General features: G+C 54.6%; 15 protein-coding genes and 2 other annotated features. Of the genes, 4 read left to right on the forward strand and 11 right to left on the reverse strand.

Annotation, left to right across the window (positions count from 1 at the left end; translation table 11 throughout):
• Positions 1 to 190 precede the first annotated feature (190 nt).
• The 8 genes from ACI48J_RS23725 to ACI48J_RS23760 form a co-directional block, all read right to left on the reverse strand.
• Positions 191 to 1741, reverse strand: a complete 1551-nt coding sequence (locus tag ACI48J_RS23725) for a 2-isopropylmalate synthase (RefSeq protein WP_405080502.1) — start codon at positions 1739 to 1741, stop codon at positions 191 to 193.
• Positions 1742 to 1852: 111 nt separating this feature from the next.
• Positions 1853 to 2139 (reverse strand) — a binding site (T-box leader).
• Positions 2140 to 2385: 246 nt separating this feature from the next.
• Positions 2386 to 2732, reverse strand: a binding site (T-box leader).
• 237 nt (positions 2733 to 2969) lie between these two features.
• Positions 2970 to 4016, reverse strand: a complete 1047-nt coding sequence (locus ACI48J_RS23730) for a hypothetical protein (protein WP_405080504.1) — start codon at positions 4014 to 4016, stop codon at positions 2970 to 2972.
• A gap of 193 nt (positions 4017 to 4209) precedes the next feature.
• Positions 4210 to 5235 (reverse strand): tRNA (adenosine(37)-N6)-threonylcarbamoyltransferase complex transferase subunit TsaD, encoded by a 1026-nt coding sequence (gene tsaD / locus ACI48J_RS23735; protein WP_009675233.1) that lies wholly within the window; start codon positions 5233 to 5235, stop codon positions 4210 to 4212.
• Between the two features lie 52 nt (positions 5236 to 5287).
• A complete protein-coding gene (gene rimI / locus ACI48J_RS23740) occupies positions 5288 to 5731 on the reverse strand; it encodes a ribosomal protein S18-alanine N-acetyltransferase (RefSeq protein ID WP_231392150.1) in 444 nt (147 codons plus the stop codon).
• A gap of 70 nt (positions 5732 to 5801) precedes the next feature.
• Positions 5802 to 6806 (reverse strand): tRNA (adenosine(37)-N6)-threonylcarbamoyltransferase complex dimerization subunit type 1 TsaB, encoded by a 1005-nt coding sequence (gene tsaB, locus ACI48J_RS23745; protein WP_405080506.1) that lies wholly within the window; start codon positions 6804 to 6806, stop codon positions 5802 to 5804.
• A complete protein-coding gene (gene tsaE / locus ACI48J_RS23750; protein WP_405080508.1) occupies positions 6803 to 7276 on the reverse strand; it encodes a tRNA (adenosine(37)-N6)-threonylcarbamoyltransferase complex ATPase subunit type 1 TsaE in 474 nt (157 codons plus the stop codon). Before tsaE ends, tsaB begins: the two co-directional genes overlap by 4 nt.
• 15 nt (positions 7277 to 7291) lie before the next feature.
• Positions 7292 to 8323 (reverse strand): thiamine-phosphate kinase, encoded by a 1032-nt coding sequence (gene thiL, locus ACI48J_RS23755; protein WP_405080510.1) that lies wholly within the window; start codon positions 8321 to 8323, stop codon positions 7292 to 7294.
• Between the two features lie 165 nt (positions 8324 to 8488).
• Positions 8489 to 8686, reverse strand: coding sequence for a hypothetical protein (locus ACI48J_RS23760; protein ID WP_326053277.1), 198 nt, complete (start codon positions 8684 to 8686; stop codon positions 8489 to 8491).
• Positions 8687 to 8877: 191 nt separating this feature from the next.
• Here ACI48J_RS23760 and ACI48J_RS23765 point away from each other — a divergent pair, with 191 nt between their 5' ends.
• Positions 8878 to 9744, forward strand: a complete 867-nt coding sequence (locus tag ACI48J_RS23765; protein ID WP_405080512.1) for a Ku protein — start codon at positions 8878 to 8880, stop codon at positions 9742 to 9744.
• Between the two features lie 83 nt (positions 9745 to 9827).
• On the opposite strand, the gene ACI48J_RS23770 is transcribed toward ACI48J_RS23765, so the two are convergent.
• Positions 9828 to 10775, reverse strand: a complete 948-nt coding sequence (locus ACI48J_RS23770) for a DNA ligase (RefSeq protein ID WP_405080514.1) — start codon at positions 10773 to 10775, stop codon at positions 9828 to 9830.
• A 183-nt stretch (positions 10776 to 10958) separates the two neighbouring features.
• Here ACI48J_RS23770 and ligD point away from each other — a divergent pair, with 183 nt between their 5' ends.
• Together ligD and ACI48J_RS23780 are read left to right on the forward strand one after the other, a co-directional pair.
• On the forward strand, positions 10959 to 11852 hold the full coding sequence (gene ligD / locus ACI48J_RS23775) for a non-homologous end-joining DNA ligase (protein WP_405080516.1): 894 nt from the start codon (positions 10959 to 10961) through the stop codon (positions 11850 to 11852).
• Positions 11853 to 12045: 193 nt separating this feature from the next.
• Entirely contained in the window at positions 12046 to 12462 is a 417-nt protein-coding gene (locus ACI48J_RS23780) for a hypothetical protein (RefSeq protein ID WP_405080517.1), read from the forward strand.
• A gap of 78 nt (positions 12463 to 12540) precedes the next feature.
• Here the strand turns inward: ACI48J_RS23780 and cls are convergent, their stop codons facing one another.
• Positions 12541 to 13971 carry a cardiolipin synthase gene (cls, locus tag ACI48J_RS23785; protein WP_405080518.1) on the reverse strand — a complete coding sequence of 477 codons (1431 nt, stop codon included), beginning with the start codon at positions 13969 to 13971 and terminating at the stop codon, positions 12541 to 12543.
• Positions 13972 to 14174: 203 nt separating this feature from the next.
• Here cls and ACI48J_RS23790 point away from each other — a divergent pair, with 203 nt between their 5' ends.
• The gene (locus ACI48J_RS23790) at positions 14175 to 14921 is read left to right on the forward strand and encodes an HAD family hydrolase (RefSeq protein WP_326053285.1); all 747 of its coding nucleotides are present in this window, start codon (positions 14175 to 14177) and stop codon (positions 14919 to 14921) included.
• A 253-nt stretch (positions 14922 to 15174) separates the two neighbouring features.
• On the opposite strand, the gene ACI48J_RS23795 is transcribed toward ACI48J_RS23790, so the two are convergent.
• On the reverse strand, positions 15175 to 16659 hold the full coding sequence (locus ACI48J_RS23795) for a glutamate synthase subunit beta (RefSeq protein ID WP_405080520.1): 1485 nt from the start codon (positions 16657 to 16659) through the stop codon (positions 15175 to 15177).
• Positions 16660 to 16669 lie beyond the last annotated feature (10 nt).

A 16669-nucleotide genomic window follows, 5' to 3' on the forward strand; every position in this document is an offset into this window, starting at 1 on the left:
GATTTTCGGCGCTTTAAGCACTTATAAACAGATTTATCCACATTATCCACAGATTCTGTTGAAAATGTTATCCGAGAGTTATACGGAAAAGGAACAAAAAGCGGAAGCCTGAAAAATACGGGGTTTTTCAAGTTATGCACATTATCCACAGGGGGTGTGAATAAGTTCTTCACATCATCCTGTTAATAATTTAAGCCATTAAGGTTACACCTTGTGAAGCACTCGGGTTGGCCCGCACGGCCTGGTTGCAGGCCGACAGGAAAGCTTTGGCGGCCGCGAACAGAATGTCGACATCCAAGCCGGAGCTTTTGTAGGTCTGCGTCCCGCAGGATACCGTCACGGTCGCTTCGCCGGTCGCCTTTTCGCTGGCGGACAAGGAGTACAGCTCCAGATCGGCGAACGTCACATCCATCGGAATCGCTTGACGGATGCAGTTGACGATCGCTTCGATCGGTCCGTCGCCGGTGCCCGACCAGGTCGCCTCTGCGCCGCTCTCGTTATCGCGGATGGTCGCCGATGCCACGCGGCTGCGGTCGCTGGAGCTGACGACTTGAAGCTGTACCAGCGAGAAGCGCTCCGCCGCGGAAGCCCCCGCGTCACCGACCAGACTCATCAGCTCGTCGTCCGTGACGTGCTTCTGCTCGTCGGCCATGTCCTTGAAGCGTGCGTACACTTCTTCTAAGGACCGGGCGTCCAGATCGACACCGTACTGGCCGATCCGGTGCTTCAAAGCGTGGCGTCCGGAATGCTTGCCCAGAATGATCATCGAACGCGGAATGCCAAGCTTTTCAGGCTCCATGATTTCGTAGGTATTGCGGTTTTTCAGCAAACCGTCCTGATGGATGCCCGACTCGTGCTGGAAGGCATTGCGGCCGACGACCGGCTTGTTGAACGCGATCGGCATATTCATCATCCGGCTGACCATCGTCGACGTATTGTAGATTTCCTCCAGAGCGATGCCGGTTTCCATGTTCAGCGTGTCTTTGTGCGTCTCGATCGCCATAACGATCTCTTCCAGGGAGCAGTTGCCCGCCCGCTCTCCGATGCCGTTCACGGATACTTCCACATAGTTCGCCCCGTTGCGGATGGCCGCCAGGCTGTTCGCAACCGCAAGCCCCAGGTCGTTGTGGCAGTGGGTGCTGAATTCCACTTTGTCGGCGCCCCTCGCATGCTTCCGTACATCCGAGAACATTTTGCCGTAATCTTCCGGCATCGCGTAACCGACGGTATCCGGCAGGTTGATGATCGTCGCGCCCTCGGCGATGACCGCTTCCACCAGCTCATACAAATACTCCCGGCCCGTGCGGCTGGAATCCATGGCCGTGAATTCGATCCGCTCGCAGAACTGCTTCGCGTAGGCAACCATCTGGCGCGCTTCCGCCAGCACCTGCTCGCGCGATTTGCGCAGCTGGAAGTCGAGATGAATATCCGACGAGGAGATAAACATGTGGATGCGCCGCAAAGCCGCGTCCTGAGTCGCCTTCACCGCCGCGTCGATGTCGATCTTGACCGCACGCGCGAAGCCGCAGATTTCCACCCCTTGCAGCTCACGGGAAATCTGCTGCACGGCGGCGAAATCGCCGGGACTAGAGATCGGGAAGCCCGGCTCGATCGTATCCACGCCCATTTTCACAAGCTGGCGCGCGATGCGGACCTTTTCTTCCGGATATAAGGAACATCCCGGTGCCTGCTCGCCGTCTCTCAAAGTCGTATCAAAAATTTTAATTTGCCGTTTTGTCATTTTCGTTATCCTCCTGATTACCCGTTTCGGGTTTATTTAAAACTCCGGTTGAAAGTTTTCGTGACAGCCTTTCTCAGCCGCCCCGAGCATGCAAAAAAGCCGCCGTCTCCAGAAAGAGACGACGGCTGTGCCGGCGCGGTACCACTCTTGTTGACCTTCCCCACGGGAAAGTCCGCTTACGGCAGCGAATGCGGAAGGGATGGAAGCTTAACATTCGCTGCGCGCCCGTTAACGGAGGCCAACCGTTTGTAAGCTTGAGTCACGGCCGCTCATACGGCATTCGTAACGTTCGGCTCCCGGCTCCCAAGCGAGTTCAGATCCCTTACGGACTGCGTCGCACCTTCCCGCAGCTCTCTGTACCGTTACCGGATCGTACTACTCTTGTTCATTGCCTTTTTGGATATGCATGTTGTTCGATGTTTCCCGGACAACCGCTCCTGCCTGAATGTCCGCTCGGTTATATTTGCGGTGATCGCAGGCTGTGCCCGCCCCGTTCTTGTTTCGCTTGTATGATCGACCGGTGGTCACCACCGTTCCGCCTTGCTTAGCCTATGCCCATCTATCTCACTGTTGTTTGTTTATCGATGCTGTCTGTTCATTTCCTTCTGCTGAAGAGGATGCAAAAAAGACCTGCCGTCTCTAACTTAAGAGACGACAGGCCGTTAGCCTTCCGCGTTACCACTCTCATTGACCCGCCGTAAGGCGAATCCACTCGATGCTTTCGGAAACAGGTCGGCCGGTATCCGGATACCGGGACGTTCCAATCGCTGCCCGATCACGGGGGCCAGCCGTTAAAACTTACTTCGCCGGGTGCTTCGAAGACTTCTGACCCGACCATGGGACATCTGTCTCACGGGTTCAGGACGGCTTGCCGGCGTTGTTCAGTTTTACCGCTCCCGGGCGAGTTCAGGGTTCATTCGGCTGCGTTGCACCAACCCGCAGCTCTCTGTGCGACATGAATGACCTTACTTTTCCCGTTCGTTGCGTGTACGTTTTGAACTTGTTGTGATTATAATATGCGCAAAAACGCAAAGTCAATACAAAATGTCAAAATGTTCAAAATTTTAAGCGAAAGCGGAAAAAATTCATTAAGGGAACCCGCCCGTTGCCGTAGTTTTCTCTCCTGCGTAAAAAACAAACAAAGACAGCCCCGGTAGCTTAAAGCTTCCCGGAAGTTGTCTTTGTTTGTTCGGCATCTTCACGTCATTCCCGAGTGTCTACCCTCGGGTTACTTGGAAAATAGCATAAATTGATTGATAAACCCTGCCTTTTGAATGAAAATTTCGTCCATTTTCTTGCTTCCAAAATCATAATAATAAATCCCTCTGGCCGATTTCGATTCGTCCGTACTACTGGAACCGAGCAGATAAATTCCTTTCGCCTCTTGGCTGAGAAAAGCACCGCTTCGCGCTTTTACCTGCAAATCCAGCTTTTCTCTTTTTCCCGATTTTAAATCGAGCATACTGTAATCCAACGGTTCTTTATTAAAATAAGGAGAAGTAGCCAAAAAAAGTTTATCTCCCCGCGCAGATAGAGTGAGTACATCCTCTTTTTCCAGTTCAATGACTTTCTTCGTTTCCTTTGTTACGTTATCGATCTCGAAGATGGTTCGCTTGGATGCAGTCATGGGGGTTTGGGACTGATTTGCAGACAAAAGATTGTTTCGGTCCTCTTCGTCCGAGAATCGGACTACGTAGGTCTTGTTGGTCTCCGGATTAACAGAGATTCTCGAGTTCTGGGTATTTTGATCGTCATCGTCCAGAACGGTCAATTTTTTACTCTCTTTATCGTAAAACATGGTTTTTAGCATTCGTTCCCCGTTCTTTACAGCCAGAAGTACCAAAGATCGATTGTCGGGAGTCGGCAAAATAAAATTGATGGCAAACAAATTGGAAGATAGTTGTTCGGTCGCAGCGGTTGATAAACGATAAACCGTTAATTGATCACCTTTTTGCGTATTTGAAGAAGCCGGGTAGTAGATCGAGCCATCGGTTAAAGAAAGAAAAGAGAGGGGTGATTGGGACGTATAAGGAAGATTGCCGGCGTTAGTCAACTTCTTATCCGCAATCCCATACGAGTAAATTTTCATGACCATCCCGTCTTTCGAATCCACACCGTTTACGTATTCCGTGTTTGTTAGGTTGATATAGTCATCCTGAGCTGTTTTTTCTTTACTTGAGGGTGTCGAAATAGCTTTTGGTGAATGTGGAGGTTGGCCGTCATCCGGTCTTTCAGCTGTACAACCTACCATTATTGCACTGGCAATTGTAAACAATGCGAAGCACGTCTTCGCGCGGTTCAACCGGATAAAAAGCATAATCATATCTGCCGTTTAAATTCAAACAACATTTCCCCTTCCTCTACCTTTTATGAAATAGTATAGCTGCATTTTTTCACAAAAAAAACCAGTCTTAAAAACGTGTATCGTTTTTAAGACTGGTTTTTCAATCTTTTATTACTTTCGGCAATCAGTATCCCCACTTCTCCAGGCTCAGCACCGGCTCCGCCTTAAACTCCGGCCCCGTGATATCCCCGCGGTTCCATTTCAGGAAAGCCGCGGCGCCGATCATGGCGGCATTGTCGGAGCAGAGATCCATCGGCGGCAGCAGCAGAGGCACGCCAAGCTCCGCGCAGCGCTTCGTCAGCTCTTCGCGCAGTCCGCGGTTAGCCGCCACTCCTCCCGCGAGCAGAAGCTGCTTGGCGCCGTATTCCCGGACGGCCCGTGCGGCTTTCTCCACCAGCACGTCCACCACGGAGGACTGGAAGCCTTTGGCGACATGGGCCGCCACCGGCTCCTCTCCGCGCATACGCGACTGGTTAAGGACGTTAAGCACCGCAGATTTCAAACCGCTGAAGCTGAAATCGTAGGAGTCGTCCAGCCAGGCACGGGGCATCGGAATTTCCCCGTCCGCTTCCTGGGCGAGGCGGTCAATATGAGGACCTCCCGGGTAAGGCAGTTTCAAGGCGCGCGCCACTTTGTCGTACGCCTCCCCGGCCGCGTCGTCACGCGTCTGTCCGATGATCTTGAAGCTTCCTTCGCTCTCCATATACACAAGTTCGGTGTGCCCGCCGGAGACGACAAGCGAAATCAGCGGATATTCCAGCTTGTGGACAAGCTGATTCGCATAAATATGCCCGGCAATATGATGCACGCCGATCAGAGGCAGGCCGAGCGAGAAAGCCAGCGCTTTGGCCGCCACTACGCCGACAAGCAGCGAGCCGACCAGACCGGGCCCTTGGGTGACCGCAATAGCGGACATGTCTTTCATCGCAAGGCCCGCCTGATCGAGCGCTTCCTGCAAAATCCAAGTAATGCTCTCGACATGCTGGCGGGATGCGATTTCGGGCACAACGCCGCCGAAGCGCCGGTGGGTTTCGATCTGGCTTGAAACCACGTTGGACCGGATAACGGTCCCGTTCTCTATCACGGCTGCGGACGTCTCGTCGCAGCTTGTTTCAATGGCCAGAATGTACACAGGCTTTGTAGTGTTCATGACTTTTTTTTCATTCCCTTTTATCGAATGCGAACAGGACGCTGCCGCCGCTTTAGGCGGGTTGATTCGTGTCGGGCAAATCCGCCCACATAATGATCGCGTCTTCGTTATTGTCGGTGTAATAGCCTTTGCGGACGCCGACGTACCGGAAGCCCATTTTGTCGTAGAGGCGCTGAGCCACGTAATTCGACGCGCGGACCTCCAGGGTCATGCGGACCGCCCCCAGCGATCTTGCCTTGGATTGCAGCTGGTGGACGAGCGAAACGCCCAGCTTGCGGCCGCGGAACCGGCCGGATATCGCGATGTTGGTTACATGGGCCTCATCCATAATGAGCCACATGCCCCCGTACCCCGCAATGACCCCGTCTACCATCATGACCGTATAATGGGCAAAATGATTGCTCGTCAGCTCGTTGTGAAAAGCTCCCGCCGACCAGGGTGTCGTAAAGGCTTCCTGCTCGATTTCGCAAATGTGGGGGATGTCGTCCAGCCTCATTACACGGAAAATCGGGGTTGAAACAGGCTGCTCCCATCTTCGTTCGTCCAAAGAGCCCCTCCCCTTTCCGTCAGGATTTGGCCTTAGCCATCAGATTCACTTCAGCTTCCGTAAGCTGCGTATAGTTCGGAACGAACGTATACTTGTCTATCGTTTCCCCGCGTTTTAAGCGGGACAAGCCAAGCAGACCCACTTCGGCCGCCGTCAAATCGTACGGAAGAACACGCACAGGGATGTTCAGTTCAGCCGAGGCCTGCCCGATCGTTTCTTCAAAAAAAGAAGTCTCGCCGACGAAAACGATTTCCTGGGGTTTTGCAAATCCGGAAGGCACGGCAAAAGTTCCGGCGTTGCCTACGGACTGCACCCCCGTCGTCCCGGCGGCTTCGGTTCCCGCCGCAGCGTCTCCAACGTGCCGCGTAAAATCCGCCACGAGGCGGATGCCGTCCGGCTGAAGGCGGGTCCATCTGCCGGTGTTATCCGGCGACGCCGCACCGCTGATGTCTTCAGCGCCCAAAAGCTCAACGGCCGGTTCATTCCCGGCCGATGCATAAAGCGCGGTAAATGCCTGTCCCCGCCGGGCATTCATCAGGGGCACGAACCAGCGCACGGCACCGTCCGAACCGGCATCCGCCGGTTCTGCGAGCAAAGCCGTCCGCGCACCCAGCGCCAGCGCCTCCAGACTGGAGACGGCCGCAGCCGGAATGCCGAGCGACCAGGCGAACGTTTTCGCTGCGGTAACCGCAATCCGTACGCCGGTATAGGAACCCGGCCCCTGGCCCGCCACGACGGCGCTAAGGTCGTTCGGCCGGATGCCGCGGGAAGCAAGCAGCTCCTGCAAATGAGGCATGAGGTGAATGGAATGATTGCGCTCCACGATCGTGTGCTTTTCGGCGACTACGCGGCCGTCCTGAAGCAGGGCAACGGCCAGCGAAGCCGTGGACGTATCCAGTGCAAGCACATACCCGTTTCCGTCGAATCCGGACCGGCTGCTTTCACGACCTTCACTATCCCCGGCAAGCGGAGAGTCCTTCACCTTTTCCCGCTCCTGCGTATTATTTCCGTTCCCGCTGCTCATACCAACCATCCGTTCTCTTTCAAATTTGCGCACCAGCTCTCGTAAGGCTGTCCGGACGGATTCAAGCGGAACACCCGCTCGTCTCCCCCGCTGTGCTCGATATAAATTTCAAGCCGGTTCGGCGGCAAAAGCTCCTCCACCAGACTCGCCCATTCAATCAAAGTCAGACCTTCCCCGTAAAAATATTCGTCCAGCCCCAAATCCTCGGCTTCTTCCAATGAAATCCGGTAAACGTCCATATGATAGAGAGGGAACTCTCGTCCCTCGTATTCTTTAATCAGCGTAAAAGTCGGGGAGTTGACAACGCCCTGCACCCCGATAAATTTAGCCACCGCCTGCGAAAAACGCGTTTTGCCCGCGCCAAGATCGCCGTCCAGCGCGATTACGGCGCCGGGACCGGCAAACATGGCAAGCTGGGCTGCCAAAGCTTCCGTGTCCCGTTCGTCTGCGGCTTTATATTGGTAAGCCATTTCCGTCGCTTCCTCTCATTTCGCAGCAAAGTGATTGTAGCCCCGCTTCGGCAGCGGCTGCACCGTCCCGTCCGGGCGCTGCAGCCGCACCCCTTCATCCGCGGCCGTCACACGTCCGATGACGTGCAAGGGCAGCCCCTCGCCCGCGAACGCCTCGCGCAGGGCTGCCAGATCCGCTTCTGCGGCCGTGCCCAGAAGCTGGTAGTCCTCGCCGCCGTACAGCACCCACTCCAGCGGGTCGGCGGCCAGCTTCTCCGCGCAGGCGCGAAGCCCTTCCGCCAGCGGCAGCTTTTCCTCCGCGATGAGGAGCCCGACTCCCGAAGCCTCGGCGATTTCGCCGGCTTCGCTCGCGAGCCCGTCGCTGATGTCGTTCAGCGCCCGGCACAAGCCCGTGCGCTGTAGCAGCTCCCCGGCCGCAGCCTGCGGCAGAGGCCGGGTGTGGGCGCGGACGAGCTCCGCGGCCTCCGCGGGCAGCTCGCCCCAATGATCCGCGTCCGTGCCGCGGTGCAGGAGGTAGCTCAGCCCCGCGGCCGAGCCGCCGAGCGGCCCCGTCACGAAGACGGCGTCGCCCGGCTTCGCGCCGCTGCGCAGCAGCGCCCGGCCTGCGGGGACTTCGCCCAGAATCGTGACGGTCAGCACGATTCCGCCGCGCGTGGACGTCGTGTCGCCGCCGATGACGGCCACTCCGAACAAGTCCGCGCACTCATACAATCCGGCGTAAATGCGCCGGATCTGTTCCGTGTCGGCATCCTTCGGCAAAGACAGCGCGACAAGCGCATAACGCGCCTTCGCGCCCATCGCGGCCATGTCGCTGATATTCGAAGCCATCGCCTTGAATCCGATGTCCTCATCCCGCATCGTTACAGGCAGGAAATGAATCCCTTCGGTCATCGTGTCGCAAGAGGCGACAAGCTGCATGCCGGGAGACAAAGCGGTAACGGCCGCATCGTCACCGATGCCGACCACCACTCCTTGCGAACGCATTCCGTCCGCCTGTTGTCTGTCCCCCGTCAGCAGGCGGATCAGGCCGAATTCGTCATGCTGCATAGATGCCGCTCCTCCGGTTTGGTTTGCCTCCTATTATAGCCCTCTATCCTCCCTCTAGCAACCGGGATATGCGTGCTGCGGCAAGGCGCGGGCGCTCTTCCGGCTCCTTCCCCGGCCCAACAAAAAAAGCGCCTGCATGTGCTTTCCTTCATGCAGGCGCCGTCCTTACAAGTCCTCATCCTCTATTACGGATTCGGGGTATCCCATCGTATCCGTGGTGGACTCCTCAATCAGACCGTTATGAACCGTAACCTGGCCGCCCCCGAGCCCTTCATTGATCATCCGGTCGATGTCCATGTAATAGTCGTCCCGGCCTTGATGGGTGCCGTCTTTGACTTCTTTTTGCCGCTTGTCGTCTCCCATTTCATTCACCTCCACTCCCCGGAGTAAACCTGGCTCCGGTTAGCGTGGCACAAATCCGCCAAAAGCATTCATATCCGGCGAATTTTTTGGACATACTGATGCTAAAAAGAAGTTTGGTCACAGAGCCGCCGGTCCCATGCGGATTCAATAAAATAAACCCGTTACGCGGGCTCCCCAGGAGGTTTTCCTTCATGCATACGGTCTGGAAAGGCGCCATCAGCTTCGGTCTGGTGCACGTTCCCGTCAAAATGTTCTCGGCTACGGAAGAGAAAGACATCTCCATGCGTTACATTCATAAACGCTGCACCACCCCGCTTTCTTACGTAAGAAAATGCACCACCTGCGACACGGAAGTCGAGTGGGCGGAAATCACGAAGGGCTATGAATACGAGCCTGGCCGCTTCGTTCTTTTTGAGAAAGAAGAACTGGAGAAAATATCCGGTGAAGCGACTAAAGAAATTAAAATCTTGGATTTTGTCAACTTGACCGACATCGACCCGATTTATTTTCAGAAGACGTATTACCTCTCCCCGGGAGATACGGGTGCCAACGCCTATAACTTGCTGCTGGAATCCATTAAGCAGACCGGCAAAATCGGGATCGCCACCATTTCCATCCGTTCCAAAAGCAGTCTGGCCGCCGTCCGGGTAATCGATAACTGCATCGCTCTGGAAACGATTTTCTACCCGGACGAGATTCGCGCGATCAGTCAGGTCCCCAATCTTCCGGAAGCCTCGAACGTGAATGACAAAGAGCTTACGATGGCCAAAATGCTGATCGAACAGCTGTCCACTCCGTTCGAGCCGGAGAAATACCAGGACGAATACCGCAGCGCGCTGATGGAAGCGATCCAGCAGAAAGTGGCCGGCGAAGAGGTCCAGGTCGCTCCGGAACAGAAACGCACCAACGTGATCGACCTGATGTCCGCGCTGCAAGCGAGCCTCGAAGCGGTCAAACCCGTGGCGGCGGACAAGTCGGACGCCAAGGCCAAAGCGAAGCCCAAAGCCGCGGCCAAACCGCGGAAGCCGAAAGAGAAGGCGAAGGAAACGGTATCCTGAGGACGCCTTCTTCAAGAAAACGACAGCAGAAACGAGCCCCGGCATCGGAGGCTCGTTTTTTTCGGGCTGTTTTCAGACTGTCTTCACTTTTCGCGCAAAAAGGTACATTCCTCGGGAGCGACGGATAGAAAAGCCTGGATACTCGGCTGCCTCAGGGTCAGATACCGGGTCCATTCCATGAACCGGATCTTCACGGTAAGCCGCGGCTGCAGCCAGGCGGCCTCCCTGCTCCGTTCCGGTTCGTTGATAAACGGCCTGTCCGGCACGATAAGAGGCTTCGTTAAAGCCGTCAGGTCGATCCAATCCTGGCGGCTCAGCTTGCCTGTCCCCGCGTGTCCGATGTACACAAGCCGCCCCTCTTCGTTATACAGACCGAGCAGAATCGCATTCACGACCCCTGACCGGTACGTCACTCCGCCGATAACGGCGTTCACGTCCAGATAGTTTTTATGCTTGCGCCAGCGGTGATCTTTGCCTTTGAGCGCGTAAGTGCTTCCCAAGTCCTTGTACACGACTCCTTCCAGACCGTGCGCCCGGGCAATGCCGAACAGTTCTTCCGTCTGCGTGAAGCTTTGGACGATTTGGACCCGGTCATCCGGGATGATCAGTTCTTCAAGAAGCGCCTGCCTTTCCGAAAGCGGCTTGTCGATGACCCATTCGTCGTTACAATACAAAATGTCAAACAGCATGTACACGACCGGTACCTTCTGTACCGAGCCCGCCAGGGATTTGCCGCTTCGCAGGCCGTCCCTTTTCATGACTTGATGAAAGGAAGGTTTCCCGTTTTCCAGCGCGATGATTTCCCCGTCCAGGATGACATTCCTCGCTTGGCAATAACCCGTGACGGCCTGATACTCCGGGTACTGGAGCGTTCTTTCGTTGAGCTTCCGGTTAAACAGCTGCACGCCCGTTCCGTCATAGTAGGTTAGCACGCGGACCCCGTCCCATTTGAACTGGGCAATCCATTCCTCGCCCGAAGGCGCCCGATCCGTGGAAACCGGCTCGAATGGAACAACCGGTGGTAGATTCATGTAAGGTGCCTCGCTTCCGGTACTTTTTATGTTCCATTATTGCCAAAAGCTCCACGCGGAATCCCGCTTAGGGCCTTGTTCTTCGGCCTCCTCCGGAAAGACGGCGCTGCCGCGAAGAATAGCCCGGCTCTTTTTCGTCCACAATGGGTATAAATGCTTGTACGTCCGGAAGGAGTGCACAGGATGCCCGCAGGGTACAAAAAAACGCAAGGCACAATCATGGTCGAAGGGCAGGAACTGACCATCACGAACCCCGAGAAGCCTCTCTGGCCTGAGGCGGGAATTACGAAGCTTGATTTCCTCCAAAAGCTGATTGAGCTGTCCCCCTATTTGCTGCGCTACTGCCGGGACCGGCATTTGACGACGATCCGTTTTCCTCACGGCATTCACGACAAATCGTTTTACCAGAAAAATACCCCGGAGCCCGTTCCGAATTTCGTGAATCTCGCTCCGCTGGACGGCATCCGGTACGTCAATCTGGATTCGCTTCCGACGCTGATCTGGCTCGGCAACTTGGCCTGTCTGGAATTTCATCCCTCGTTCCACCGCATCGGGGAGACACTGCCGGCCGAGTGGCTCATTGATATCGACCCCAGCCTGGAAGTCGAACCGCGGATTATGGAAGCGGCTCACCTGATCGGAGAGGTGCTCGATTCCCTTCATATCCAGTCCGTGCCCAAAACGTCCGGAGCGACCGGCGTGCAAATTTACGTGCCCATCCAGCACGGGTACACTTTCGAGCAGCTTCGCAAAATCGGCTATTTTATCGGCTCCTTCGTCGTTAAAAAATATCCGAAGCTGTTTACGATTGAGCGCCTTAAAAAGAACCGCGGCGATCTCATTTACTTCGACTACCTGCAGCACTGGTACGGCAAAACGCTTTCCGCTCCCTACACGCCGAGGGCCAAAATCCACGGAACTGTCTCCACCCCGCTGCTTTGGGAGGAAGTCGAGCGCCGCTGCGATCCGAGAGATTTTACCCTTCACGTCATCGTGGAACGGATCAAAAAGATGGGCGATCTGATCGAGAAGGTGCCTCCTCAGAACCTCGATGCCGTTTTGTCTCATCTGGAGTAGCATGGCCCGCCCCTTAGCCCCAGTAAGATCTTTCACTTTCCAGTGGGAGGTCTTTTTAGCATGAATTCTGTAAAGTTCTAAAATTTCTTTTCCAATGACTGCATATATGAGGTAAACTAACAACAACCATTAAATTACATTTATGGATTGTAAAAGTGCGGTTTATTGATTTATAAAATTTTATAGGGAGGCGATGAGTGCCTTGAACTTTAAAGAGGTATTGAGAGGCAGGACGTTCATGCTGCTCGGTTTGCTGTTTCTGATGTTCATTTTGTTTAAAATGGTTCCGCTGCCGGATGCCGGTCAGCCTGCCTTTTGGCCCACCCTAATCTTCGTGGTATGCATTCTAATGAACATGTCATGCGACATTTATTTATCCCCGCTCCTTAAAAAACCGGATGAACGGATGAAGGCAATCCGGGCTAAAGCTTATTTCTATTCCTATTTTGCCACTCTGCTTTATATTGCGGCGGCCGCGGTTCTTGTTCTCATGGAAATGACTCCAATTCCCATTCCCCTGATTCTCTTGGATCTGATCGCTTTTGCCGGCCTGACTCCCAACCTCCTCCTGATTCTGTTTTACAAACGGTCCGCAAAGCTCACATCGTGACGCTTCCGGATCTATGCACCAAAAAGCCCCGCTTCGCTTTTTCAAGGAAACAGGGCTTTGTTACATTTGCTTTGCCTCTTAAAACAAAGGCGACAGCAACCTTCCCAGCACTTCTTTGCCGCGCTGGAAGCGGGAGCGTTTTTCGAACTCCGACAGGATGATCCGCTTGCTGTTTTTCAGATCCTCCAGGAAATCATGCTCCAGCCGCTCGATCGATACTTTGTCGTACAGGATGGCGTTCAGCTCGAAGTTGCTGTAGAAGCTGCGCATGTCCATATTGGCCGTCCCTACGGTAGCGAACAAATCGTCAATGATGGTCACCTTCGCATGCACGAATCCGGGCTGGTACTGATAGAACCTCACCCCCGTCTGCATGAGCTCATGAATATAGGACAACGAAGCGTAATGAACGATCCAGGAATCGGGAATTTGCGGAAAAATGATTTTCACATCGACGCCGCTTATGGCTGCCGTTTTGAGCCCCATGATGAGACTCGCGTCGGGGATAAAGTACGGGGTCGTAATATAGATCCGCTTCTTTGCCGTCGTAATGCCCCCGAAATAGGATTCTAAAATCGAGTCCCAATGGGCGTCGGGGCCGCTCGCCACGATTTGAACGGGTTTGTGGCCCTCACACTCGTGCTCGGGAAAAAAGTTCGTGTCCACCAGCTTCTGCCGGCATACGAATTCCCAATCGGACAGGAACGTACTTTGCAAATAATACACGGAATCCCCTACCAGCTTCAGGTGGGTATCCCTCCAAAACCCGAGGACCGGATGCTTCCCGAGGTATTCGTCTCCTATGTTGATCCCGCCCACGAAACCGACCGTCCCGTCTACCACAATGATTTTGCGGTGATTGCGGTAGTTCATCCGCTTATCGAAAAAAGCGATAAAGGCCGGAAGAAAACAGTAGGTATCTATTCCGGCTTCGACCAATTCGCGTATGTAAGAAGAGGCAAGCTTGTAACTGCCGATTCCGTCATAAATGACGCGGACTTTAACGCCTTCGCGCGCTTTCCGGATAAGCAGTTCCTGAAACTTTTTACCGGTGTCGTCGTGCCGAACGATATAAAACTCAAAATGAATATGGTGCTTCGCATTCTCCATCGCTTCGAACATAGACTCGTAAGCCGCCTCAGCGTTGGTCAGCACTTCCACCTCGTTGTTACGGGTAATCGGCGAGCTGGGAATGTTGCTCAGCAGCCCGAACAGACGCGGTTCTTTGACAATGCTGGGGACGGGATAATCCCGGCCTTTTTTCGTGTTCTCCAGCTCCCGGCGCATTTCCCGCTGCATTTCACCGAGCACCCGCCGGTTTTTACGCTTTACGTGGCGCCTTTGCGAGTATTCTTTGGCCAGAAAATAGTACATAATAAATCCGATGACCGGCAGGATAAACAATATCATAAGCCAAGCGACCGTCTTGGTCGGGTTCCGGAATTCCACCACTACGATCGTGACGATTTGGAAAATAAATAACAGCAGCGCAATGACAAGCCACAGCATCGGCCGGTTCTCCCCCTTCTCTACTCCATGGTCGGCCCTTGCCGGCCGGGATTGCCGTATCTTTAGGTTTTACGTACTTTTAATCCACTATTCGGATCCTATAAACATAAGCCGATCACGTTGTCTTGTAAAGCTGGGTTATCTAAACCGGACATGGTATAATAATCGTTAAACCTATCTACAGAGACCAGGAGAGAAAGCACATGAGACAAACCATTTTGTTCGATCTGGATGACACCCTCATTCACTGCAACAAATATTTTAATGTCGTGATTCAGCAGTTCGTGGATACGATGCTGACCTGGTTCGCGGGTCACCGTCTTACGGATGAAGACATTAAACACAAACAGCTTGAAATAGATTTGGCGGGTGTGGAAATCCACGGCTTCAAAGCGGAGCGTTTTCCGCAGTCGTTTATCGAAACGTATCATTTTTATTCCGATTTTTATGAAAGAACTCCTCGGAAAGACGAGGAACAGTGGCTTTATCAGCTCGGTAACAGCGTCTACGAACATTCGATTGAACCGTATCCGATGATGGACACGACTCTTCAGTCCCTGACGGACCAGGGGCATGAGCTGTACCTGTACACGGGCGGCGACGCAACGATCCAGATGCGTAAAATCCAGGAAGCCGGGCTTCACCGCTATTTCGGCGAACGGATTTTCGTCGCGCTGCACAAAACCCGTGAATTTATGGAAACTCTTATCCATACCCAGCAGTTTGAGCGCGCCCGCACCTGGATGATCGGCAACTCCGTACGGACCGACGTCCTCCCGGCCATCGAGGCGGGAATCAATGCGATACACATTCCGGCTCAGCTGGAGTGGAAGTACAACATCGTCGATATTACCGCTACACCAAAAGGCGCCTTCTTCACGCTGCCTTCCCTGACGGAAGTTCCGAAGGTCATATCCGACTACAGCGGCAAACAGGCCGTCAGCCTGTAAAAAAGCAAACGCCCGCAAAGCAGCTTGATCACGCTGCCTTGCGGGCGTTTGTGCCGCTTAGGGGATGGAGCTTGGGCTGGCCACCGTCATGTGACGCCGAGCACGGCTCGCTGGGAGCTTTGCGGGAGACGGAAGAATCGTTTCCGTCAGGTAAGGCTGCGGAAACGGGTAGTGTCGCTTCCCGGACCGTTTCACGCCTATCCACCTTTCTTGCACGCAAAAAGGAGCCGTTCGGCTCCTTTTTTATTTTTCCTTACGGAAGGTTCGAGCTGCCCATCAGGAAACGGTCCACTTCGCGTGCCGCTTCCCGTCCTTCGTTAATGGCCCAGACGACCAGGCTCTGTCCGCGGCGTACGTCACCTGCGGCGAAGATGCCTTCCACGTTCGTCTTGTACTTGCCGTACTGCGCTTTCGCATTCGAACGCACGTCTCTTTCAATGCCAAGCTGGTCAAGCAAGTTCTGCTCGGGACCCGCAAAGCCCATGGCCAGGAAGACCAGCTGAGCCGGATAAACCTTCTCGCTGCCTTCCACTTCCTCAGGCACGAGACGGCCCTGGTCATCGCTTTTCCAGCGGACCTTAACGGTTTTGAGCCCCGTCAGGTTGCCGTTCTCGTCGCCGACAAAGTTTTCGCTTAGCGTCAGGTACTCACGCGGATCTTGTCCGTGGACGGCTTTCGCTTCCTCGTGACCGTACTCCAGCTTGTAAACCTTCGGCCACTCCGGCCAAGGATTGCTCACCGCGCGCGTTTCAGGCGGCTTCTCGCGGTATTGGAACTGCACGACGCTTTTCGCTTTGTGACGCACAGCGGTCGCCACGCAGTCGGTACCGGTATCGCCGCCGCCGATGACGATGACGTCTTTGCCTTCGGCGTTGATATACTCGCCGTCGGCCAGGTTGGAATCGAGCAAGCTCTTGGTGTTCTTATACAGGAACTCCATCGCCGGGTAGATGCCTTTAAGCTCGCGTCCTTTAATGTCCAGTTCACGCGGACGTGTGGCGCCGATAGCCAGAACAACGGCATCGAACTCGTCCTTCAACTGATCGACCGGCACGTTTTTGCCGATTTCCGCATTTGTAACGAAGTTAACGCCTTCCGCCGCCAGCAGATCGACCCGGCGCTGCACGAGATGCTTCTCGAGCTTCATGTTCGGGATGCCGTAGGTCAGCAGTCCGCCGATCCGGTCGTCACGCTCGTAAACGGTCACGGTGTGACCCGCTTTGTTGAGCTGTGCCGCCGCCGCAAGCCCAGTCGGACCGGAGCCGATGACGGCGACTTTCTTGCCCGTACGCGTTTTCGGCGGTTCGGGTACGATCCAGCCTTCTTCGAAACCGCGGTCAACGATCGCTTTCTCGATGTCCTTGATCGTAACCGGAGAATCGATCAGCCCCACCGTACAAGAGCCTTCGCATGGAGCGGGACAGACCCGGCCGGTGAATTCCGGGAAGTTGTTCGTCTTGTGGAGCCGGTCAAGGGCTTCGCGCCATTGACCGCGGTAGACGAGGTCATTCCATTCCGGAATGAGGTTGTTTACCGGACAACCAGTCGTTGATCCGGCAATAATTTTGCCTGTATGACAATACGGAATGCCGCAGTCCATACAGCGTGCTCCCTGAACCTGCAGTTTCTCTTCGGAATTTTTATTGTAAAATTCCTTCCAGTCCTGAATCCGCTGCAGAGGGGCGCGCTCGGTGGGCAGCTCGCGTTGAAACTCGATAAATCCGGTAGGTTTTCCCATTGCGCTTCCT

The organism is Paenibacillus chitinolyticus, from assembly GCF_045038035.1.
Lineage (GTDB): Bacteria > Bacillota > Bacilli > Paenibacillales > NBRC-103111 > Paenibacillus_F > Paenibacillus_F chitinolyticus_A.

Excerpts from the sequence above, each read along its gene's own strand:
- ACI48J_RS23725 (WP_405080502.1), bottom strand. The coding sequence starts at position 1,741 with ATGACAAAACGGCAAATTAAAATTTTTGATACGACTTTGAGAGACGGC.
- tsaD (WP_009675233.1), bottom strand. The coding sequence starts at position 5,235 with ATGAACACTACAAAGCCTGTGTACATTCTGGCCATTGAAACAAGCTGC.
- rimI (WP_231392150.1), bottom strand. The coding sequence starts at position 5,731 with ATGAGGCTGGACGACATCCCCCACATTTGCGAAATCGAGCAGGAAGCC.
- tsaB (WP_405080506.1), bottom strand. The coding sequence starts at position 6,806 with ATGAGCAGCGGGAACGGAAATAATACGCAGGAGCGGGAAAAGGTGAAG.
- tsaE (WP_405080508.1), bottom strand. The coding sequence starts at position 7,276 with ATGGCTTACCAATATAAAGCCGCAGACGAACGGGACACGGAAGCTTTG.
- thiL (WP_405080510.1), bottom strand. The coding sequence starts at position 8,323 with ATGCAGCATGACGAATTCGGCCTGATCCGCCTGCTGACGGGGGACAGA.
- ACI48J_RS23760 (WP_326053277.1), bottom strand. The coding sequence starts at position 8,686 with ATGGGAGACGACAAGCGGCAAAAAGAAGTCAAAGACGGCACCCATCAA.
- ACI48J_RS23765 (WP_405080512.1), top strand. The coding sequence starts at position 8,878 with ATGCATACGGTCTGGAAAGGCGCCATCAGCTTCGGTCTGGTGCACGTT.
- ACI48J_RS23770 (WP_405080514.1), bottom strand. The coding sequence starts at position 10,775 with ATGAATCTACCACCGGTTGTTCCATTCGAGCCGGTTTCCACGGATCGG.
- ligD (WP_405080516.1), top strand. The coding sequence starts at position 10,959 with ATGCCCGCAGGGTACAAAAAAACGCAAGGCACAATCATGGTCGAAGGG.
- ACI48J_RS23780 (WP_405080517.1), top strand. The coding sequence starts at position 12,046 with ATGAGTGCCTTGAACTTTAAAGAGGTATTGAGAGGCAGGACGTTCATG.
- cls (WP_405080518.1), bottom strand. The coding sequence starts at position 13,971 with ATGCTGTGGCTTGTCATTGCGCTGCTGTTATTTATTTTCCAAATCGTC.
- ACI48J_RS23790 (WP_326053285.1), top strand. The coding sequence starts at position 14,175 with ATGAGACAAACCATTTTGTTCGATCTGGATGACACCCTCATTCACTGC.
- ACI48J_RS23795 (WP_405080520.1), bottom strand. The coding sequence starts at position 16,659 with ATGGGAAAACCTACCGGATTTATCGAGTTTCAACGCGAGCTGCCCACC.